The organism is Stenotrophomonas sp. STEN046 (assembly GCF_056759755.1).
The window spans coordinates 15,400-33,089 of sequence record NZ_JBRRDR010000012.1 but is presented as its reverse complement, the minus strand read 5'-3'; the positions used below and the strand labels follow the sequence as shown (position 1 = coordinate 33,089).

Below are 17,690 nucleotides of genomic sequence, written 5' to 3'. Positions count from 1 at the left end.
GTATGATCGGTAGTGGTTCACGGCTGGCGTTGCGGGAAGGGCCCGCGTCGCAGCCCAAATCTTGATGGAGCGTGCATGGCCTGGAATACACCCGGCGGCAACAAGGGCGGACAAGGCCCCGAGGACAATCGACGTGGGCCTTTCGGCACGCGCGGCGGTGGCAATGGTGGCGGCTGGGGCGGCTTGCCCGGACCGCTGAAGGACCTGTTCGACGGTGGCATCCTGCGTTGGGTGGCGGCTGCGGTGGTATTGCTGGTGCTGTTCTCCAGCTTCCAGCTGATCGGCGAACAGCAGCGTGGCGTGGTGCTGCGCTTCGGCCAGTTCTCGCGCATCCTGACCCCAGGCCCGAACTTCAAGTTGCCGTGGCCGATCGAATCGGTCACCAAGGTCAACGCCACCGAGATCAAGACGTTCTCGATCCAGGTGCCGGTGCTGACCCGCGACGAGAACATCGTCAATGTCTCGTTGAACGTCCAGTACCGCATCGATGACCCGCAGCAGTACCTGTTCGGCACCGTTGATGCCAACCAGGTGCTGGAACAGTCGGCGCAGAGCGCAGTACGCGAGGAAGTCGGTCGTGCCGACCTCAATGCCGTGCTGAACAACCGTGGCCCGCTGGCCGTGGCCGCCGAAGAGCGCCTGCAGACCCTGCTGGGCGCGTTCAAGACCGGCCTGACCGTGACCGGCCTGACCCTGCAGGACGCCCGTCCGCCGGAAGAGGTCAAGCCGGCCTTCGACGAGGTCAACGGTGCCCAGCAGGTCAAGGAACGCCTGATCAACGAAGCCCAGGCCTATGCCGCCAAGGTCGTGCCGGAAGCCCGAGGCCAGGCCTCGCGTGCCCGTACCACCGCCGAAGGCTACAAGCAGGCCGTGGTGTCCAAGGCCGAGGGTGATGGCCAGCGCTTCAGCCTGTTGCAGGCCCAGTACAAGGACGCGCCGGAAGTCACCCGCAAGCGCCTGTGGCTGGAAACGGTACAGCAGGTGCTCAGCGAGAACCGCAAGGTGATCGGCGGCGATGGCCGCCAGCTGATCTACGTGCCGATGACCGGTGATACCCGCGCCAGCACGTCGGCACCGGCACCGGTGCCGAATCCGGATGTGGTGATGCCGTCGCTGCCGGGTACCACGGCGGTGGAAGCTTCCCGTGATCCGGGCCGGCCGGTGGGCCGCCCGACCGGGCGTTCGAGCGGCCGTGAGGAGGGCAGCCGATGAGAAATTCTATTTGGATCGCCGTCGCCGTCGCGGTGCTGCTGGGCCTGCTGGGCTCGGTCTACGTGGTCCGCGAGGACCAGACCGCCATGGTCCTGAACCTGGGCAAGGTGGTGCGTTCGGACATCAAGCCGGGCCTGCACTTCAAGTTGCCGGTGGTGGAAACCGTTCGCGTGTTCGACCGCCGCTTCCAGGTGCTGGACACCGCGCCGGCCCGTTACTTCACTGCCGAGCAGAAGGACGTCAGCGTCGACTTCTTCGCCATCGGTTACATCTCCAACGTCGGCGATTATTTCCGTGCCACCGGCGGCGATCCGCGTATCGCCAATGCCCGCCTGGCACCGATCATCACCGACTCGCTGCGCAACCAGATCAACTCGCGCACCCTGCAGCAGCTGGTTTCCGGCGACCGCAGCGAGCTGATCGCCGAGCAGCTGAAGGGGATCAACGAAGCGGTGGCCGGGCTGGGCATGCAGATGATCGACCTGCGCATCAAGCAGGTGGACCTGCCCACCGACAGCCAGGTGATCAACGATGTGTACGAGCGCATGCGCGCACAGCGCAAGCAGGAAGCAGCCAAGCTGCGTGCAGAGGGCGAGGAGCAGTCGCTGACCATCCGTGCCCAGGCCGACCGTGACAGCACCGTGCTGATCGCCGAAGCCGAACGCGATGCCCAGCGCCTGCGTGGTGAGGGTGATGCCGAGGCTGCACGGATCTACGGCAAGGCCGGCTCGGCCGACCCGTCGTTCTATGCGTTCTACCGCAGCCTCGAGGCTTACCGCGGCTCGATGACCGACGGCAACGGCGTGATCGTGCTGGACAAGAACGACCCGTTCCTGCAGTACCTCAAGAACGATCGCTGAAACCGCAGTGCGATACCCCACGGGGCCCGGCCACTCGCCGGGCCCCGTGCTTTTCCGGAGTTCCCCCCATGAAAGATCTGTTCGCCGCCGTCTGCCTGGTCGCGGTGCTGGAAGGCCTATTGCTGTTCGCGGCCCCCGTGGCCTGGAAGCGCATGGCCGAACGCCTGCTGGACCTGCCCAGCCCGGCGCTGCGCAGCTTTGGTGGCTTGGTCCTGCTGGCCGGCCTGAGCCTGCTGTGGTGGGTGCGCCACTGAACCCGCCGGGCCGGCTGCGTCTAGGTGCGTGGCCCGGCTCTGGTGGATGCCAACCTTGGTTGGCATTGCCGGCCAGCGGCTGGCACGACCGGATGAGACGCCTGACCGGCCGGTGAAGCCGTCCGTCGGAAAGGTGGCAGCCGACCCCGGAAACCCGGATAATGCACAAAAGCCGGACGGGCCTCCCCGTTCGGCTTTTTCTGTGTCTGGGCCTTCCATCGCCGGCTGCTCCCCGTTTGGAGCCGCCATCCAGGTGCTGGCCAGCCCCGCCACGGTTTACCCGTCCGCGGCCCCGATGGCCGCTACAAAATCGAGGAGCCCGTCATGGGTCAGTCTGTCGTAGTGTTGGGTGCCCAGTGGGGCGATGAAGGCAAGGGCAAGATCGTCGATCTGCTCACTGAGGAAATCGGCGCCGTCGTGCGCTTCCAGGGTGGCCACAATGCCGGCCACACCCTGGTCATCAACGGTAAGAAGACCGTCCTGCACCTGATCCCGTCGGGCATCCTGCGCGACGATGCGCTGTGCCTGATCGGCAACGGCGTGGTGATCTCGCCGGCCGCGCTGCAGAAGGAGATCGCCGAGCTGGAAACCTCCGGCGTGGAAGTGCGTTCGCGCCTGAAGATCTCCCCGGCCGCGCCGCTGATCATGCCGTACCACATTGCCCTGGACCAGGCGCGCGAACGCGCTGCCGGTGGCAAGGCGATCGGCACCACCGGTCGCGGTATCGGCCCGGCCTACGAAGACAAGGTGGCGCGCCGCGGTATCCGCATCGCCGACCTGCACTACCCGAAGCAGCTGGAAGAGCTCCTGCGCACGGCGCTGGACTACCACAACTTCGTGCTGACCAAGTACCTGAACACCGACGCCGTCGACTTCCAGAAGACCTTCGACGAGGCGCTGGCGTTCGGCGAGTACGTGCAGCCGATGAAGTCCGACGTGGCCGGCATCCTGCACGACCTGCGCAAGCAGGGTAAGCGCGTGCTGTTCGAAGGCGCGCAGGGCGCACTGCTGGACATCGACCACGGCACCTACCCGTACGTCACCAGCTCCAACACCACCGTCGGTGGCGCGCTGGCCGGTGCCGGCGTCGGCGCCGATGCGATCGACTACGTGCTGGGCATTGCCAAGGCCTACGCCACCCGCGTCGGCGGTGGCCCGTTCCCGACCGAGCTGGACGATGAAATCGGCCAGGGCATCCGTGACCGCGGCGCCGAGTACGGTGCCTCGACCGGCCGCCCGCGTCGCTGCGGCTGGATGGATATCGTCGCCCTCAAGCGCGCGGTGGCCATCAACGGCATCAGCGGCCTGTGCATCACCAAGCTGGACGTGCTGGACGGCATGGAAAAGCTGAAGGTCTGCATCGCCTACGAATACAACGGCAAGCGCACCGAGTACGCACCGCTGGACGCGCAGGGCTGGGAAGACTGCACCCCGGTGTACCTGGAGTTCCCGGGCTGGACCGAGAACACCCATGGCATCACCAACTGGGACGACCTGCCGCCGGCCGCACGCGCCTACCTGCGTTCGCTGGAAGAACTGGCCGGCTGCCCGATCAGCATCGTCTCCACCGGCCCGGACCGCGACCACACCATGGTCCTGCAGGACCCGTTCGCCTGAGCAATAACGCGGTTCAATTGAAAAAGAGCGCCGCGACTCCCTGTGGGGTCGCGGCGTTTCGTTTTTGGCCGAAGCAATCTTCGGCGGCTCGGGGGGCTCCAGTAGTGCCAGCCCATGGCTGGCAGAACCGAAGCCACCAACATGTCGCTTCCAGCACGCCAAATCGGCCGACCACGTCAAATTCTCCCAAGCCACACATCCCTCATGCTCCCGCATACAACTTCTGGTAAGCGATAAACGTCACGCGCCATTCTGAAGTGAGGGTTGTTCGCGTCACCGCGCGTCGCTCTCGTCCGCGCACCAGCACAGTCGCGCCTATTCCTGTCGCATCCACCATTTCCCGGGCATGCAACACTTCGCCCTGCGCTCTCTATTCATCCGAAGCATTCGAATTTTTCTCATTGAATCGAACGTGCAGGCGTAGACACCATGGCGCGCCACCGAAAAAGGGTGGCCGGGCATCCAAACCCGCGATATGTGCTGTAAGCGCTTGTCAGCCGGCACCGTCCTGAAACGGTGCCGGCTGGCAATCCGTCGGCCTTTATGGCGGGCGGTGCGTGGGGGTCTTCGGACCCGCCGGTCTAGCACGTATCCCGGTTTGGAACCCGCACCGTCCGCCACCCCGCTTCCACGCGGTGGCGCTGTCACGTACAGCCACGGAAGCCGACGCCATGACCACTCGCAAGACTCCGCCGTTCCATGTTGTTGAGCCCATCAACGACGACGCCAATCCCGCCGACGATCTCAGCACGTTCCAGGGCTGCCTCACCCGCATCCGTGATGGCGAAGGCTCCGATGGCATGTTGTGGCCGGAGGAGAACCTGTCCGACGGACGACGTCAGTCCCTGGCGCGGATCGACCGTGCGGCCGTGGGCATCCTCACCGCGGTGGAAATGCTGCATGCGGCCAACCGTTGCGCCACCATGGCGACGCCGCGCAGGCACCTGGACGAAGGTGTGGTTGAAGGGCTGTTCTTCGCGTGCCGCGAACTTGCTGAGCTGGTCTGCAGGGAAGTCAGGCCGGCCTGACCTCCTTCCGCATGTGCGATGCCCAGCCTCGCCATCTTGCGAGGTACCGGGTGGGCTCATGCGCTGCTTTACGCCGGCACTGTGGGCACGTGCAGTTCTGCGCTACGTTGTGGCCAACGCCAGCAGGGATGCATCGCGATGACCGGGAGTTCGGCATGAAGGGCGAGACCGTGGCACGGGTGAGCCTGTGGCTGCTGTGGAGCCTGTGGACGTTGGCCTGCACCGTGCTGCTGCTGGGCGCGGTCGCCAACCACCTGGCCTCGCGCACGCAGACCCTGCCGCTGGTGCTGCAGCCGGGCGACACGGCCGAGATCACGGTCTATCGCTTCATCGACGATCCGCTGCGCCTGCGACTGCGCTATGCGGACGATGGCCTCGAGCCGCCGATCGATCCGGAGGTGCGCCTTCGCGCTGAAACGCCGACCGATCGCAATGAGTTCCGCGCGGATACGCGCTCACCTTCGGCAACGGCCGAGGTCATTCGTGCACTGGAATCGGTCGAGCCCGACCGCTTCGCCGCCTCGTACTTCGGCTACGGCCGCGGTGATGCATTGCCGCGTGGCCGTTCCTGGCTGCGGTTGACCGTGCTGGCGGTCGACCCGGCGCTGGCCGGCCGTGCGGCCTCGGTGGAGTTGCTACCACCGATGGACATGCTGAAGCTGACCGACCTGGACTACCTCTGGCTGTGGCCGTTCTTCTTCTGGCAGCCGGTGGCGCTCCTTTTACTGATTGCCGGTGGCGGACTGGCGGCCGCCAGCATCGCGCTGCGGCGCTGGCGACGCCGGTAGCGGCAGGCCACGCCCGGCGGGATACTTGTCATATACCCAATATGGGTATCCCTGCCGACAATCGGTCTTCTGCCGGCCCTGTCGGGCTGGCCGACGCGCTCTTCACCCAGACCCAGCAACGGGTGCTGGCCCTGCTGTTCGGGCAGGACAGCCGCGATTTCAGCATCTCTGAGCTGATCAGCGGCAGCGGTGCCGGCTCGGGCGCCGTGCAGCGCGAAGTGGCCAAGCTGGTCGCCAGTGGCCTGGTGAACCAGCGGCGGGTCGGCAGCCAGAAGCGTTGCCGGGTCAACGCACACTCGCCCATCCATGTCGAACTGGTGTCCCCGGTGCACAAGACCGTCGGCCTGGCTGGTCCGCTGCGCGACGCATTGCAGCCGCTGCAGGACCAGATCACCTGTGCATTCGTCTATGGATCGGTAGCCAAGCGAGGTGATACCGCGCACAGCGACATCGATCTGCTGCTGGTGTCCAATACCTTGGGCTATTCTGAACTGATGGCCGCTCTGGACCCGCTTGAAGCCCGACTTGGGCGGCCCGTGAACCCGACGCTGTACATGCACGACGAACTGAGCGAGCGCCTGCGCAAGGGCAATGCCTTCCTGCAGCGGGTGCTGGAACAACCCAAGCTGTGGGTGATTGGAGGAAAGGATGACCTCGCCTTTGCAGAACTTGGTAGGGCCGGGTAAGCCGCTTTCGTTGGAACCGCCGCATGCGCGCGAGATCGAGGGACTGCAGCGTTCCGGCCTGGCGCGTTTGCGCGATGCACGCAATGGCACGCTTTCGCTGGAAAGCCGCTTCGGCCGGGCCTACAACGAGGCCCATGCGCTGAGCCTGGCGGCATTGCGCGGGCAGGGCTACCGGCCCAGCAACCGCTACATCATGTTCCAGTCCCTGAAGCACACCTTGGGCGTTGGCCCGGAGGTCTGGCGCGTGTTGGACAAGTGCCACCAGCAGCGCAACCTTGCCGAGTACGAGGGTGAACTGGATGCCAGCGGTCGTCTGGTCGAAGACCTGATTGCCGCGTGCGAGGCGGTACGAGTTGCTTCTGGGCTGTAGAGCCGTGTGCGTGAATGCAGTGCAAACGGGGTGATCGTTTCATCCCTACATGCTGGTTCGTAAGGCCCCACGGTGTGCCCTCTGAGCTTCTATAGAAGCCCCGATTGTGCGGGGCTTCTGCTCATCTATCGAACATCTCCTGATCCATTGAACTGCCGTGCGAGGTGTGTTGCATAGTTGTCAGACATTCCGCTTACGAAATCCATAACTCTCATCAGAGCCAAGTACTCACGCGAAAAGACTTGGGCTCCAATGGAAGAAATTTTCGGGTCGAACGTGTTTCGCCCAATCAGGTCGAGTGCCCGCTTCGATTTGTAATCACCCTCCGTGGCGTTGGTCACGTGGCTGATGGCGGCCCTGCAGAGTACGTTCAGGATTGTTGCGAGTGTGTTGTAAGCCCCAATCTCTAGCTCAACCTTTCGGGGATGCTGGAAAATTCGTTCCTTTGCTAGGTTTTTAGCGTCCTGAACACATTTGACGACAGCTGGATCACACTTTGCCAGCAGGTCGTTAACCTCCCCGCGGAGTACGTCGCTTTCGTTGTCAATGAATGCCTTTGCGCCCGCATCGACAAATGCCGATATTATTTTTCCTCGAACTAGTGGGGGCTTCCTGCCAGGGCGGAGATCCTTAAGGTCACTACTCAATTCTGCAAGCTTGCTGCGGTCCAGTACTGGTCGTATTATTTCGAATACCTCGTCCCAGTTCAGGATGCCCATTTCTATTCCGTCTTCCAAGTCTAGAATCGCATAGCAAAAATCGTCTGCCATCTCCATAAGGTGGGCAAGTGGGTGGCGACAGTACCAATTATCACCCTTCTTCAAGAGGCCAGTCGCCTCTGCCACCTCTCTAAATAGATCCTCCTCGGATCGGTACACCCCGTACTTCGAGTCCTTGGGTCGCGCCCCGCTGGCAGCATCGACGGAATTCCATGGGTATTTGATGAAGGCGCCGAGAGACGCATAGGTTAGGCGCATTCCGCCATCGTAAGGGTGGTACTCCGAGGTGGTCAGCACCCGAAAACCTTGGGCGTTGCCCTCAAATAGTTTCAGATCTGCTGCTTCGTTCGGCCGTAATGTCTTGAGGATGTCCTCAGATTCATTGGAGAACCAGTGTCTAATTGCCTCCTCGCCTGTGTGCCCGAAAGGGGGGTTGCCGATATCGTGAGCAAGACAGGCCGTCTGAACGATGTCGCCGATGTCTGCTGGGGAAAATAGTTCTGGAAGCTTCTTTTCCTTGATTAGCTCGTGCCCGACCCTCATTCCCAGCGTCCGACCAACACAAGCGACTTCCAGGCTGTGCGTCAGCCTGTTATGAATATGATCGTTGGTGGCTAGAGGGTGGACTTGCGTCTTGCGCGCTAGGCGCCTGAAAGATCCCGAGAAGATCACTTTGTCGTGGTCTGAATTGAACGGCGAACGGCCAACTTCGTCCTTTGGAGGTCTGTTGCCCAGTCGAGTCGAGTTCAGTAATTTTTCCCACTGCATCATCCTTGTTTCCCCTGTGAGTAATCCAATTCCCTCGCGCGTAACGGCGAGGAAGTTGAGATTTACACTGGAAACAGGCCGGATGTCCATACGCCGTATCCTTGGCGCGGTTCTGTCAGCCGAGTTTCACTGTTGGCGCCAGATCGAGTCTAGGGTGCTGTCCGAGCAAGAATCGGATACGGGTTGATCGATTCTCCCTTCCACCACTGTTTTTCCGGTCCCAGCACATGTACTTCGAAATGCAGGTGCGGCGCGTCGGCACTGGCGTTGCCGGTGCTGCCGACGTAACCGATCACATCCCCGCTTTTGATCACCTGCTTTTCCGCCAGGCCATCGGCATAGCGCTGCAGATGCGCATAGTAGTAGCACCAGCGTCCGGTGGGTTCGAACTGGTAGATCGTTAGGCCGCCGCGTTCGCTGTCGAACAGCTTTTCCACACGTCCGTCGGCTACCGCCAGCACCGGCGTGCCAGCGGCCGCCATGATGTCGATCGCATCGTGCACGCGGCCTTCGCTGCGCGCATCGGTGAAGGTATCGCGCAGCTGCGACGGCGCGATGTCCTGCACCGGCAGCAGCAGGCCTGCCGGCACGCCTGCGGACGTTGCACCAGGCGGCGGAGCCTGCGCTGCGGCCGATACGGAAGCCGGCGCAGCAACGCGCGTGCGCTGCGTTTCCGGCACAGGCGTGCCGCGCTGCAGCCACCACCCGGCGGCCACACCCAGTACCAGTCCAAGCACGATCAGCTGCGCAAGGCGCATCGTCTTACTCCTGCATCACCACGGCCACGGAGGTATCCACGGCTGCCGCCACACGCAGCGCATCCCAGTTGGTCATGCGCACGCAGCCATGGGATTCGGTCTTGCCCACGTGCCCGGGTTCCGGCGTGCCGTGCAGGCCGTAGTGGGGCTTGGACAGGTCGATCCACACCTGCCCGACCGGGTTGTTGGGGCCGGGCGGAATCGTCGCTTTGCGATCACCCTTCTTCGCGTCCCAGAACAGCTTGGGGTTGTAGTGGAAGGGCGGGTCGCGGAACACGCCGAGGATCTTCCATTCACCGATCGGCAGCGGATCATGCTCGCTGCCGGAAGAGACCGGGACCTGCGCGATCACCTTGCCCTGTGCATCGAACAGCTGCAGGGTGGAGTCGGACTTGTCGACCACCACCTTGGCCGCCTTCGGCAGTGCCGCCGGTGCGATGTTCGGCACCTGGATGCGGCTGCCGGCCTTGCCCAGGTCGACGCCGGGGTTGAGTGCCTTCAGCAGGTCCGGCGCGGCATGGAAGCGCTCGCCGAGTGCTTCGGCCACGCTGGTGTAGCCCAGTGCCTTCAGCTTGGCCTGTGCGGCCGGCTTTTTCGGAATGGCAACGAACGGACCGGCCACGTCCTCTGCGGTCAGCGTATAGCTGGCCAACGGGCTGACCGTGTCAGCCTGCAGGGCCTTCCAGGTGGCATCGTCCAGTTCACCGGTCACGGCAAGGCCATGCGCGGCCTGGAAACCGGACACCGCGCGGCGCTGGTTGCTGCCCACCTCGCCATCGATCTGCCCGGGTGAGAAGTTGGCACGGTCCAGCAGGACCTGGGCATGCAGGGCCGAGCGCGGTGCGATGTCAGGGCCGGATGTCTCGGCGATGGGCGCGGGCAGGTTGGCAGGCGGTGGCACCTGCGCGAAGGCGGGTGATGCCAGCAGCGCGAGGGCGAGCAGGGCGGGGCGGACTACAGGCATGGGCATCTCCAGCAGGTAACGCCTCCACCTTGCCCGCAGGCGGCGCCGAGCCACCGTGAAAGGGATCTGATGCCCGCATGAGCAAGCACGGCAGATGGGTGCGTTAACCGCTGCCGGGCGCAGCAGGACGGGGCTCACCAAGGTGAACGGCACCCGACGCCATCGATGGACGGCGATCAAGATTGCCTGCGCGCCCGCCGATAAGGGCACATCCCCCCCGTTTGGATTCACCCATGAACTACTTGAGGAACGTCAGGGTTGCCTGGCGTCTTGGGCTTGGCTTTGGCCTGCTGTTGCTGCTGGTTGCCGCCGTGGTTGCCACCGGTGCCACCGCCACCACCGTGCAGAAGCGCGCGATGGAGCAGGTGGTTGAGGTCGGCGTGGCCAAGGTGCGGCTGCTGTCGGAGATGCTCGATGCCAACAACCAGATGATGGTCGTGCGCCGCGAAATGCTGATCCGCCAGGGCGAAGAGCGCGCCAGCGACGAACAGCGCATCGCCGACCTGGTCAAGCGTTACGAGGCCAGCTGGACGGCCTACCAGGCACTGCCGGGCGATGCCGAAGGCAAGGTGATCGGTGAGACCATCGCCGCCAAGCGAGCGCTGGCCCGCCCGCTCAACAAGCAGACCAGCGAACTGATGGAACAAGGCGACTTTCCCGGTGCCGTGGCGCTGACCCTGGGCCCGGTGCAGGAAGCGGCCAATGGCTGGAACAAGGCGCTGGCCGATGGCGTGGCCTATGAAGAAAAGGAAAGCCGCGAGGCCGCCGCCGAGGCCATCCGGCTGGGCGAGCGCAGCCTGCTGCAGCTGCTGGTGCTGGGCGGTGTGGCGCTGCTGGTGGGCATTGCCGCCTCGGTGCTGATCGGCCGCAGCATGACCGCGCCGCTGGCGCGTGCGGTGCAGCTGGCCGAGCGCCTGTCCAAGGGCGAGCTGGACCAGGAGTTCCGCCTCGGCGGCCGTGACGAGCTGACCCAGCTGGGCGAGGCGATGGCCAGCGTGCGCCAGAGTGTGCAGGCCGCGATCGGTGCGCAGTTGCAGATGGCCGAGCAGCATGAAGCCGGTGCGATCCGTTACCGGATGGACGCCAGCGCCTTCCCCGGCGATTTCGGCCGCATGGTGCAGGCCACCAACCACCTGGTCGAATCGCACGTGCAGGTGCAGCTGCTGATGGCCGAGGTGATGCAGCGCTATGCCATCGGCGATCTCAGCCGCGATCTGCCCGAGTACCCGGGCGAGAAGGGCACGCTGACGCGCACCCTGGCAGCGGTGAAGCAGAGCCTGATGGCGATCAATGCGCAGATCGACGAACTGGCCCGCGCCGCCCGCGCCGGCGATTTCAGCATGCGCGGCGACGCCTCGGCCTTCCAGTACCAGTTCCAGGCCATGGTCAACCACCTCAACGGCATGATGGCCAGTTCGCAGGCCAGCATCGCCGATGTCTCCGACGTGCTGCGTGCGATCTCGCACGGCAACCTCACCGCACGCATGGACGGCGAGTACGAAGGCGTGTTCGCGCGCATGCGTGACGATGCCAACACCACCACCGCGCAGCTGACCGGCATCGTGCGGGGCATCCAGGTGGCCGCCGACAGCATCAACAACGCCGCGCAGGAACTGGCGGCCGGCAACAACGACCTGTCACGCCGTACCGAGCAGCAGGCCGCCAATCTGGAAGAGGCCGCCGCATCGATGGAAGAGCTGACCTCGACCGTTCGCCAGAATGCCGAACTGGCACGCCAGGCCGACAGCGAGGCGCATGCCGCCGGTGCCGCCGTGCGCGAGACCGAACAGGCGATGACGCAGATGGCCACGGTGATGGGCGAGATCGATCAGTCCTCGGCGCGCATCTCGGAAATCTCCACGGTGATCGATGGCATCGCGTTCCAGACCAACATCCTGGCGCTGAACGCGGCGGTGGAAGCCGCACGTGCCGGCGAGCAGGGGCGTGGCTTTGCCGTGGTCGCCAGCGAAGTGCGTACGCTGGCGCAGCGTGCCGGTGTTGCGGCCAAGGAGATCAAGGAACTGATCGAGGACGCCGCTGCAAAGGTCCAGAGTGGCCTGGCAGTGACCGTCGAATCGGAAGCCGCCATTGCCCGCGTCGCCCAGGCCAGCGCGCGTACCACCCAGCTGATGAGCGACATCGCCGCGGCCAGCAAGGAGCAGGCGGCAGGTATCGAGCAGGTCAACCAGGTGGTGGTGCAGATGGACCAGGTGACCCAGCAGAACGCCGCCCTGGTGGAAGAGGCGACCGCTGCCAGCCGCGCGCTGGAAGAGCAGGCGCATGCGCTGACCACTTCGGTGTCGGTGTTCCAGTTGGAGCAGGGCGTGCGGACGCCGCTGGCAGCGGCACGCGCTGCGTAAAGCCACGCGTTGAACAAGCAACCTGCGGCCTGCCTGCGCTGATACGCAGGCAGGTCGCAGTGTTTTCAGCCAGGGCGATGCAGCAGCCTCAGCGCGGCGCGGCGCTGGCCTGCGGCGGGCAACGGCGCGGGTTGCAGCGTTGCTTGCCGGTGCCATCGTTGTTGCCGAGCGTGCCGGTACCGGATGCACCGCCCGCAGCGCCATAGCCCACACGCAGGCCGATGCTGCTGGCACGGCTCGAGCCACGCGTCTGCTCGTGGCCCAGCAGCAGCGACATGAACCAGCCACGCTGCAGGCGCACGTCCATGCCGGCGGCAATCGACAGCGCATGGTCGTTGTAGCTCTGCATGCGCAACTGGTAATCCTGTGCTCGCGGACCCACCACGTAGTTCATGTAGGCGTCCCCCTTGTCATCCAGCGCCTGGCGGTACTCGATGCTCCAGAACGGGCGCACGCGCGCTTCCGGGTCGGCAGGCAGGTAGGCGCCCTCCAGGCCCAGTGCGACGGCGCTGTTGCGTACCACCTGCTCGCGATAGACCAGGTCGTACAGGCCCGCGCCGCTCTCGCGGTAGCTGTCCAGCGTACTGCGGCTGGCTTCAACACGGCCGTAGCCGGTCAGTGACATCCCCGCGTTGCGGTGTTCGTAACCGATGGCCAGCGAACCAAACCACTGGTCGCCGTCACGCTTGCCCTGTGCGAAGGCATCGGCGTCCGCGCTCCAGCGGCGCGTATCGAAGTCCAGCGTGCCGGTAGCGAGTACACCATCGACGAACAGGTGATCGCCACCGCGCCACAGGCCGTAGGCGGCCAGCGAGCGCTGATCGGATCTGACCCGTGCATCGCTGCCGTCCATGTCACTGTTGTTGCGACCGATGCTGCCGGCCACGCCGAACAGGAACTGATCGCCGAAGGCACGGTCCACACCCACGCTCAGGCCATCGGTGCGGAAGTCGTAGCGGCTGCTGCCCGCACCGGCACCGTAGCTGGCGCTGCCCGAGGCCCACATGCCCCAGCCGGCGGCCAGCGCCGGCAGCGCATCGCCCCCCAGCCGCGACATCGGCACCGACACACTCGGCAGATCGTTGCCACCGCTGTAGCTCAATGACAACTGGTTGCTGGACGCATTGCTGCCGCTCCGTACCTGTCGCAGGCGATCACGGATGTTGGCCTGCTGTGCACTGGCAAATCGCACGCTGGCATCGACCTGGGCCTGCAGGTTGGCGATCACGCCGGGGTCGCGGCTCGGATCCGGACGCTGGCTGACTACCAGGCGCAGCTGCGCCGTGCCCACCGCAAAGCCACCAGCGGCGGCTTGGGTGACGGTGAGGATCGCCACGCCTTCGCCGGTTACTGTGACCGTGCGGCCCTGCACGGTCGCCACGGAGGTATTGCTGCTGCTGTAGCTGAAGCTGCCGCGGCTCGGGCTCTGCGGGTCGGCCAGGTCGAACGCGGCTTCACCGAAGACCTTGTGCAGTTCCTGCGGCCACTGCAGCACCGGTACCGCGGCGGTGATGTCCACATCCAGAGTGGCCTGCACCGCAGCCTGGTATTGCGCGTTGCCGGCCTGGTTGGCGGTCAGGCTGCAGCGGCCAGCCGACAGCATCACCACCGTGCTGCCTTCAACACGGCACATCGCAGGCGTGGTGGTGGCAAAGAGCACCGGACTGCCCGAGGCGCCACCGCTGGCGGAAACAGTGAAGCGCCCATCGACGCTGTACACCGGTGTTGTGGGATTGGCCACGAACGCGGTGATCTGCTGGACCGCCTCGATCACCTGCAGGGTGAAGGCCTGGCTGGCGGTGAAGCCGTTGCCATCGGTGACGGTCACCGTGAACGCGTAGTTGCCTGCGCCGGTCGGCGTGCCGGAGAACGTGCCGTCGCTGCCCAGGCTGAGGCCGGACGGCAGTGCGCCGGCGCTGACCTGGAAGCTGTAGGGCGCGACGCCGCCGGAGACCTGCAGCTGCTGGGCGTAGGCGGTGGCGGTCGAGGACGGCGGCAGGCTCGAGAGCGTGAAGCCGATCTGCGGTGCAGCCACCACCACGGTGTAGTTGTGGGTGATGGAGAACGGACCGGTGCCGGTGCTGCTGTCGGTTGCGGTGATGGCGAAGCTGTAGCTGCCTGCCGTTGTCGGATTGCCGCTGAGCTCGCCGCTGGCCGACAGGCTGATGCCGGGCGGTAGTGTGCCGGCGTGCTGGTAGCTGTAGGGTGCCGCGCCTCCGCTGCTGGACAGGCTCTGCTGGTAGCTGCTGCCGGCGGTGGCGCTGGCCAGCGTGGCCGGCGTCAATGCCAGTGCGGGCGCGCCGACGGTGATGCTGACCGTCGCCGCTGCCGAGGTCATGTTGCCGTCGGTGGCGGTGTAGGTGAAGGTATCGGACCCGGCGTAACCCACCGCCGGTGTGTAGGTGGGAATGATGCCCGAAATCGCCAGGCTGCCATGCGCGGGCGCAGTGCCCACGGTTACCTGCGTGGCCACGCCGCTGATGCTCAGGCTGATCGGCGTGGGCGTACCGTAGGCCACCGCAGCGGCGGAGTTGTTGGCGACGATGGCATCGGCGGCCACCGCCGCATTGGAGGCGGTGGATGGGCTGCCGGTGCCGGCGCTGTTGCTGGCCGATACGGTGAACGTATAGGACTGGCCGACAGTGAGGCCGCTGACCGTAAGCGGGCTGGCCGCACCGGAGGCGGTGATACCGCCCGGGATGGACGTCACCGTGTAGCCGCTGATCGTGGCACCGCCGTTGCCGGCAGGTGCGGTGAACGCCACCTTGATCTCACCGGTGCCTGACGGCGTCGCGCTGACCGCAGTGGGCGTGCCCGGCGCCACGGCATTGACGGTGAACGAATGGCTGACCTGTGTTGCCGGCAGATAGGCGCTGTCGCCCGCCTGGTTGGCGTCGATGGTGCAGGTACCGGCGCCCAGGAACGCCAGCGTGCCGTTGCTGATCGTGCAGACGCCCGTGGTGGACGAGGTGAGTGCCACGGGCAGGTTTGAGCTGGAGGTGGCGGTGAGGGTGGGCGTGGTGCCGTAGTTCTGCGCACCGGGGTTGGCGAAGGTGATGGTCTGCGGCGAAGCCGGGATGACGGCGTTGGAGCTGGCTGAATTGGTGCCGGTGCCAGCGCTGTTGGTTGCGGTGACGGTGAAGGTATAGCTCACGCCGTTGGTCAGGCCGGTCACGGTGAGCGGTGATCCGCCACCAATGGTGAGATTGCCGCCTGGCACTGCGCTCACCTTGTAGGCGGTGATGGCGGCGCCGCCGTTGCTCGCCGGTGCCGTGAAGGTGACCGTCGCCTGCGAGTCACCCGCAGTGGCGGTGCCGATCGTCGGCGCGCCGGGAACAATCGGGTTGACGGTGAAGCTCTGCATGACATCCGCTGCTGCGGCGTATGTGCCGTTGCCGCCCTGTGCGGCAGTAATGGTGCAGGTGCCGGCTGTGGCGAACGCCAGCGTGCCGTCGCTGCTGGTCGTGCACACGGCGGTCGTGCTGGAGGTGAAGGTGACCGGCAGGCCGGCGTTGGTGGCGGCGGTCAACGTCGGCGACGTGCCGAAGTTCTGCGCACCGGGATTGTTGAAGGTGATGGTCTGCTGGCCTTTCGGAACCACTGCCAGCGAGGCAGCCGAAGCGACGCCGGTGCCGATCGCGTTGGTGGCGGTGACCGAGAAGGTATAGGCGGTACCGTTGCTCAGGCCGGTGACGACCAGCGGCGAACCCGCACCCGTGGCGGTGAATCCACCCGGTGCGGAGGTCACGGTATAACCGGTGATGGCCGATCCGCCATTGTTGGCGGGTGCGCTGAAAACGACGGAAACCTGGCCGTTGCCAGCGGTCAGTGCGTTGATGGTCGGCGCAGCCGGCGCGACGGCATTGACGGTAAAGGAACGGCTCACCGTGGGCGCCGCATTCCAGGCAGCATCGCCAACCTGGTTGGCATCAATGGTGCAGGTGCCGGTGCTGACAAAGGTCAGCGCTCCTCCGCTGGTGATGGTGCAGACGCCTGCAGTGCTTGATGAGAAGCTCGCCGCAAGGCCGGACGTGGTGGAAGCGGTCAACGTGGGGGTGCTGCCGAATGCCTGTGCCCCCGGATCGGCGAAGGTGATGGTCTGGTCCGATTTGGGCACGGCCGCAGCGGACGCCGCGGAGGCGGGACCGGTGCCAACGGAGTTGGTGGCGGTGACCTTGAACGTATACGAGGTGCCATTGGTCAATCCGGCAACCACCAGCGGAGAGCTGCTGCCATTGGCGGTCAGTCCGCCCGGCGATGACGTCACGGTGTATCCGGTGATGGCCGCGCCACCGTTGTCGGTCGGCGTGGTGAAGCTCACCGAGGCCTGTGCGTTGCCCGCTGTCGCCAGGCCCATCTGCGGTGCGTCTGGCACTTCAGGCACCGGCACGGGATCGATCACCAGGTTGTTGATCGTGTGCCAGCTGGGGTTTCCGCTGGCGGTATAGAGGCGAACCTCATCGACGTTGGTGAAGGACGGCAGAGTGACCTGCACCGAGCTGGAATCTGCCTTGTAGCCCTCGAACGAAGTCGAGGCGACCTGGCGGCCGTTGCGAAAGCCCGCCACAGTGATCGGGGCACTGAAGGTCTCTCCCCAGTTGTAGTAGCGGAATGCCGTCAGCTGGAACTCCTTGCCGTCGGCAGAGCGGACGATCATGCCGCGATAGCCGACGGCAAGCGCGGCGTCGGTCAGGCCGTCGAAGTTGTCACTGTCAAAAAGCGCCGTTGCCGATTGCCAGCCGATCGCGCCGGAGGGCGTACCGTTGCTGTCGGAGATGTGGCCGATCTGGATGCTGAGCCCCGCTATCGAAGCGGAGCCGCCCTGGCCGCTGCTGGCAATGGGACCGCCGAGCCCGGCGTTGTTGCTGAACGTCACCATGGTGGGTGCGGCATGGGTGGTGAGCGCCACGGCAAGGCACAACAACAGAAACACCGCCCGCAGCAGCGGACGGCCGAAATATGGTGCGGACATGTGATCCCCCTGATCAATCCACGAGTGTCAGCCACCACGAAACGCGCGATGCGCTCCCGCGGATGGGCCATTCCTTACGTACGCTTTCGATTCCCGATGTCGGCCGGGTTGCCGGTCGACAGTCCATTGCCGCGATGCAATTTCCGTGCCGTGGCACGTACTTCCTCAATCCCCTGGGCCGCCGCTGGCAGCCCGTGTGGCGGCGATTCTAGCGGTTTTTTCGCGATTGCCAATCGGGGCGTCTGAACCGCTCATCGGGGTGATCAAGTACTGCGGCGTACGGTGTGCCGGGCTATCGCCGTTGCCACAATTCGGCGATGCTCGCAGGCAAAGG

General features: G+C 65.2%; 13 protein-coding genes. 9 read left to right on the top strand and 4 right to left on the bottom strand.

All coding sequences use genetic code 11. From position 1 onward, the window contains the following. Positions 1–75: 75 nt before the first annotated feature. The 8 genes from hflK to ACVOLJ_RS08200 all read left to right on the top strand — a co-directional run bounded on the left by hflK (position 76) and on the right by ACVOLJ_RS08200 (position 6,815). Entirely contained in the window at positions 76–1,212 is a 1,137-nt protein-coding gene (gene hflK, locus ACVOLJ_RS08235; protein WP_475279974.1) for an FtsH protease activity modulator HflK, read from the top strand. Beyond that, entirely contained in the window at positions 1,209–2,072 is an 864-nt protein-coding gene (gene hflC, locus ACVOLJ_RS08230; RefSeq protein WP_475279973.1) for a protease modulator HflC, read from the top strand. Before hflK ends, hflC begins: the two co-directional genes overlap by 4 nt. A 68-nt stretch (positions 2,073–2,140) precedes the next feature. Continuing rightward, positions 2,141–2,326, top strand: a complete 186-nt coding sequence (locus ACVOLJ_RS08225) for a DUF2065 domain-containing protein (RefSeq protein ID WP_089236459.1) — start codon at positions 2,141–2,143, stop codon at positions 2,324–2,326. A gap of 324 nt (positions 2,327–2,650) precedes the next feature. Next, a complete protein-coding gene (locus ACVOLJ_RS08220) occupies positions 2,651–3,943 on the top strand; it encodes an adenylosuccinate synthase (protein ID WP_475279972.1) in 1,293 nt (430 codons plus the stop codon). Between the two features lie 671 nt (positions 3,944–4,614). Continuing rightward, positions 4,615–4,971 (top strand): hypothetical protein, encoded by a 357-nt coding sequence (locus tag ACVOLJ_RS08215; protein ID WP_053510402.1) that lies wholly within the window; start codon positions 4,615–4,617, stop codon positions 4,969–4,971. A gap of 155 nt (positions 4,972–5,126) precedes the next feature. After that, positions 5,127–5,759: a hypothetical protein gene (locus ACVOLJ_RS08210; RefSeq protein ID WP_481563892.1), complete on the top strand. Its 633-nt coding sequence runs from the start codon at positions 5,127–5,129 to the stop codon at positions 5,757–5,759. A 41-nt stretch (positions 5,760–5,800) separates the two neighbouring features. Beyond that, positions 5,801–6,445, top strand: a complete 645-nt coding sequence (locus tag ACVOLJ_RS08205) for a nucleotidyltransferase domain-containing protein (protein ID WP_481563891.1) — start codon at positions 5,801–5,803, stop codon at positions 6,443–6,445. Between the two features lie 10 nt (positions 6,446–6,455). Continuing rightward, the gene (locus ACVOLJ_RS08200; protein ID WP_481563890.1) at positions 6,456–6,815 is read left to right on the top strand and encodes a hypothetical protein; all 360 of its coding nucleotides are present in this window, start codon (positions 6,456–6,458) and stop codon (positions 6,813–6,815) included. A gap of 125 nt (positions 6,816–6,940) precedes the next feature. On the opposite strand, the gene ACVOLJ_RS08195 is transcribed toward ACVOLJ_RS08200, so the two are convergent. The 3 genes from ACVOLJ_RS08195 to ACVOLJ_RS08185 are packed head-to-tail and all read right to left on the bottom strand — an operon-like array spanning position 6,941 to position 10,030. After that, positions 6,941–8,392, bottom strand: coding sequence for a deoxyguanosinetriphosphate triphosphohydrolase (locus ACVOLJ_RS08195; protein ID WP_481563889.1), 1,452 nt, complete (start codon positions 8,390–8,392; stop codon positions 6,941–6,943). A 59-nt stretch (positions 8,393–8,451) separates the two neighbouring features. Next, positions 8,452–9,060: a M23 family metallopeptidase gene (locus tag ACVOLJ_RS08190; RefSeq protein ID WP_481563888.1), complete on the bottom strand. Its 609-nt coding sequence runs from the start codon at positions 9,058–9,060 to the stop codon at positions 8,452–8,454. A 4-nt stretch (positions 9,061–9,064) separates the two neighbouring features. Beyond that, positions 9,065–10,030: a L,D-transpeptidase family protein gene (locus ACVOLJ_RS08185; RefSeq protein ID WP_481563887.1), complete on the bottom strand. Its 966-nt coding sequence runs from the start codon at positions 10,028–10,030 to the stop codon at positions 9,065–9,067. 227 nt (positions 10,031–10,257) lie between these two features. On the opposite strand from ACVOLJ_RS08185, the gene ACVOLJ_RS08180 reads away from it, so the two are divergent. Next, entirely contained in the window at positions 10,258–12,384 is a 2,127-nt protein-coding gene (locus ACVOLJ_RS08180; RefSeq protein ID WP_481563886.1) for a methyl-accepting chemotaxis protein, read from the top strand. Between the two features lie 88 nt (positions 12,385–12,472). Here the strand turns inward: ACVOLJ_RS08180 and ACVOLJ_RS08175 are convergent, their stop codons facing one another. After that, complete coding sequence (locus tag ACVOLJ_RS08175) at positions 12,473–17,356, bottom strand: autotransporter domain-containing protein (RefSeq protein ID WP_481563885.1); 4,884 nt, start codon at positions 17,354–17,356, stop codon at positions 12,473–12,475. Between the last annotated feature and the right edge of the window lie 334 nt (positions 17,357–17,690).

Coding starts and splice junctions, on each gene's coding strand:
- hflK (WP_475279974.1), top strand. CDS start 76: ATGGCCTGGAATACACCCGGCGGCAACAAGGGCGGACAAGGCCCCGAG.
- hflC (WP_475279973.1), top strand. CDS start 1,209: ATGAGAAATTCTATTTGGATCGCCGTCGCCGTCGCGGTGCTGCTGGGC.
- ACVOLJ_RS08225 (WP_089236459.1), top strand. CDS start 2,141: ATGAAAGATCTGTTCGCCGCCGTCTGCCTGGTCGCGGTGCTGGAAGGC.
- ACVOLJ_RS08220 (WP_475279972.1), top strand. CDS start 2,651: ATGGGTCAGTCTGTCGTAGTGTTGGGTGCCCAGTGGGGCGATGAAGGC.
- ACVOLJ_RS08215 (WP_053510402.1), top strand. CDS start 4,615: ATGACCACTCGCAAGACTCCGCCGTTCCATGTTGTTGAGCCCATCAAC.
- ACVOLJ_RS08210 (WP_481563892.1), top strand. CDS start 5,127: ATGAAGGGCGAGACCGTGGCACGGGTGAGCCTGTGGCTGCTGTGGAGC.
- ACVOLJ_RS08205 (WP_481563891.1), top strand. CDS start 5,801: ATGGGTATCCCTGCCGACAATCGGTCTTCTGCCGGCCCTGTCGGGCTG.
- ACVOLJ_RS08195 (WP_481563889.1), bottom strand. CDS start 8,392: ATGGACATCCGGCCTGTTTCCAGTGTAAATCTCAACTTCCTCGCCGTT.
- ACVOLJ_RS08190 (WP_481563888.1), bottom strand. CDS start 9,060: ATGCGCCTTGCGCAGCTGATCGTGCTTGGACTGGTACTGGGTGTGGCC.
- ACVOLJ_RS08185 (WP_481563887.1), bottom strand. CDS start 10,030: ATGCCCATGCCTGTAGTCCGCCCCGCCCTGCTCGCCCTCGCGCTGCTG.
- ACVOLJ_RS08180 (WP_481563886.1), top strand. CDS start 10,258: ATGAACTACTTGAGGAACGTCAGGGTTGCCTGGCGTCTTGGGCTTGGC.
- ACVOLJ_RS08175 (WP_481563885.1), bottom strand. CDS start 17,356: ATGTCCGCACCATATTTCGGCCGTCCGCTGCTGCGGGCGGTGTTTCTG.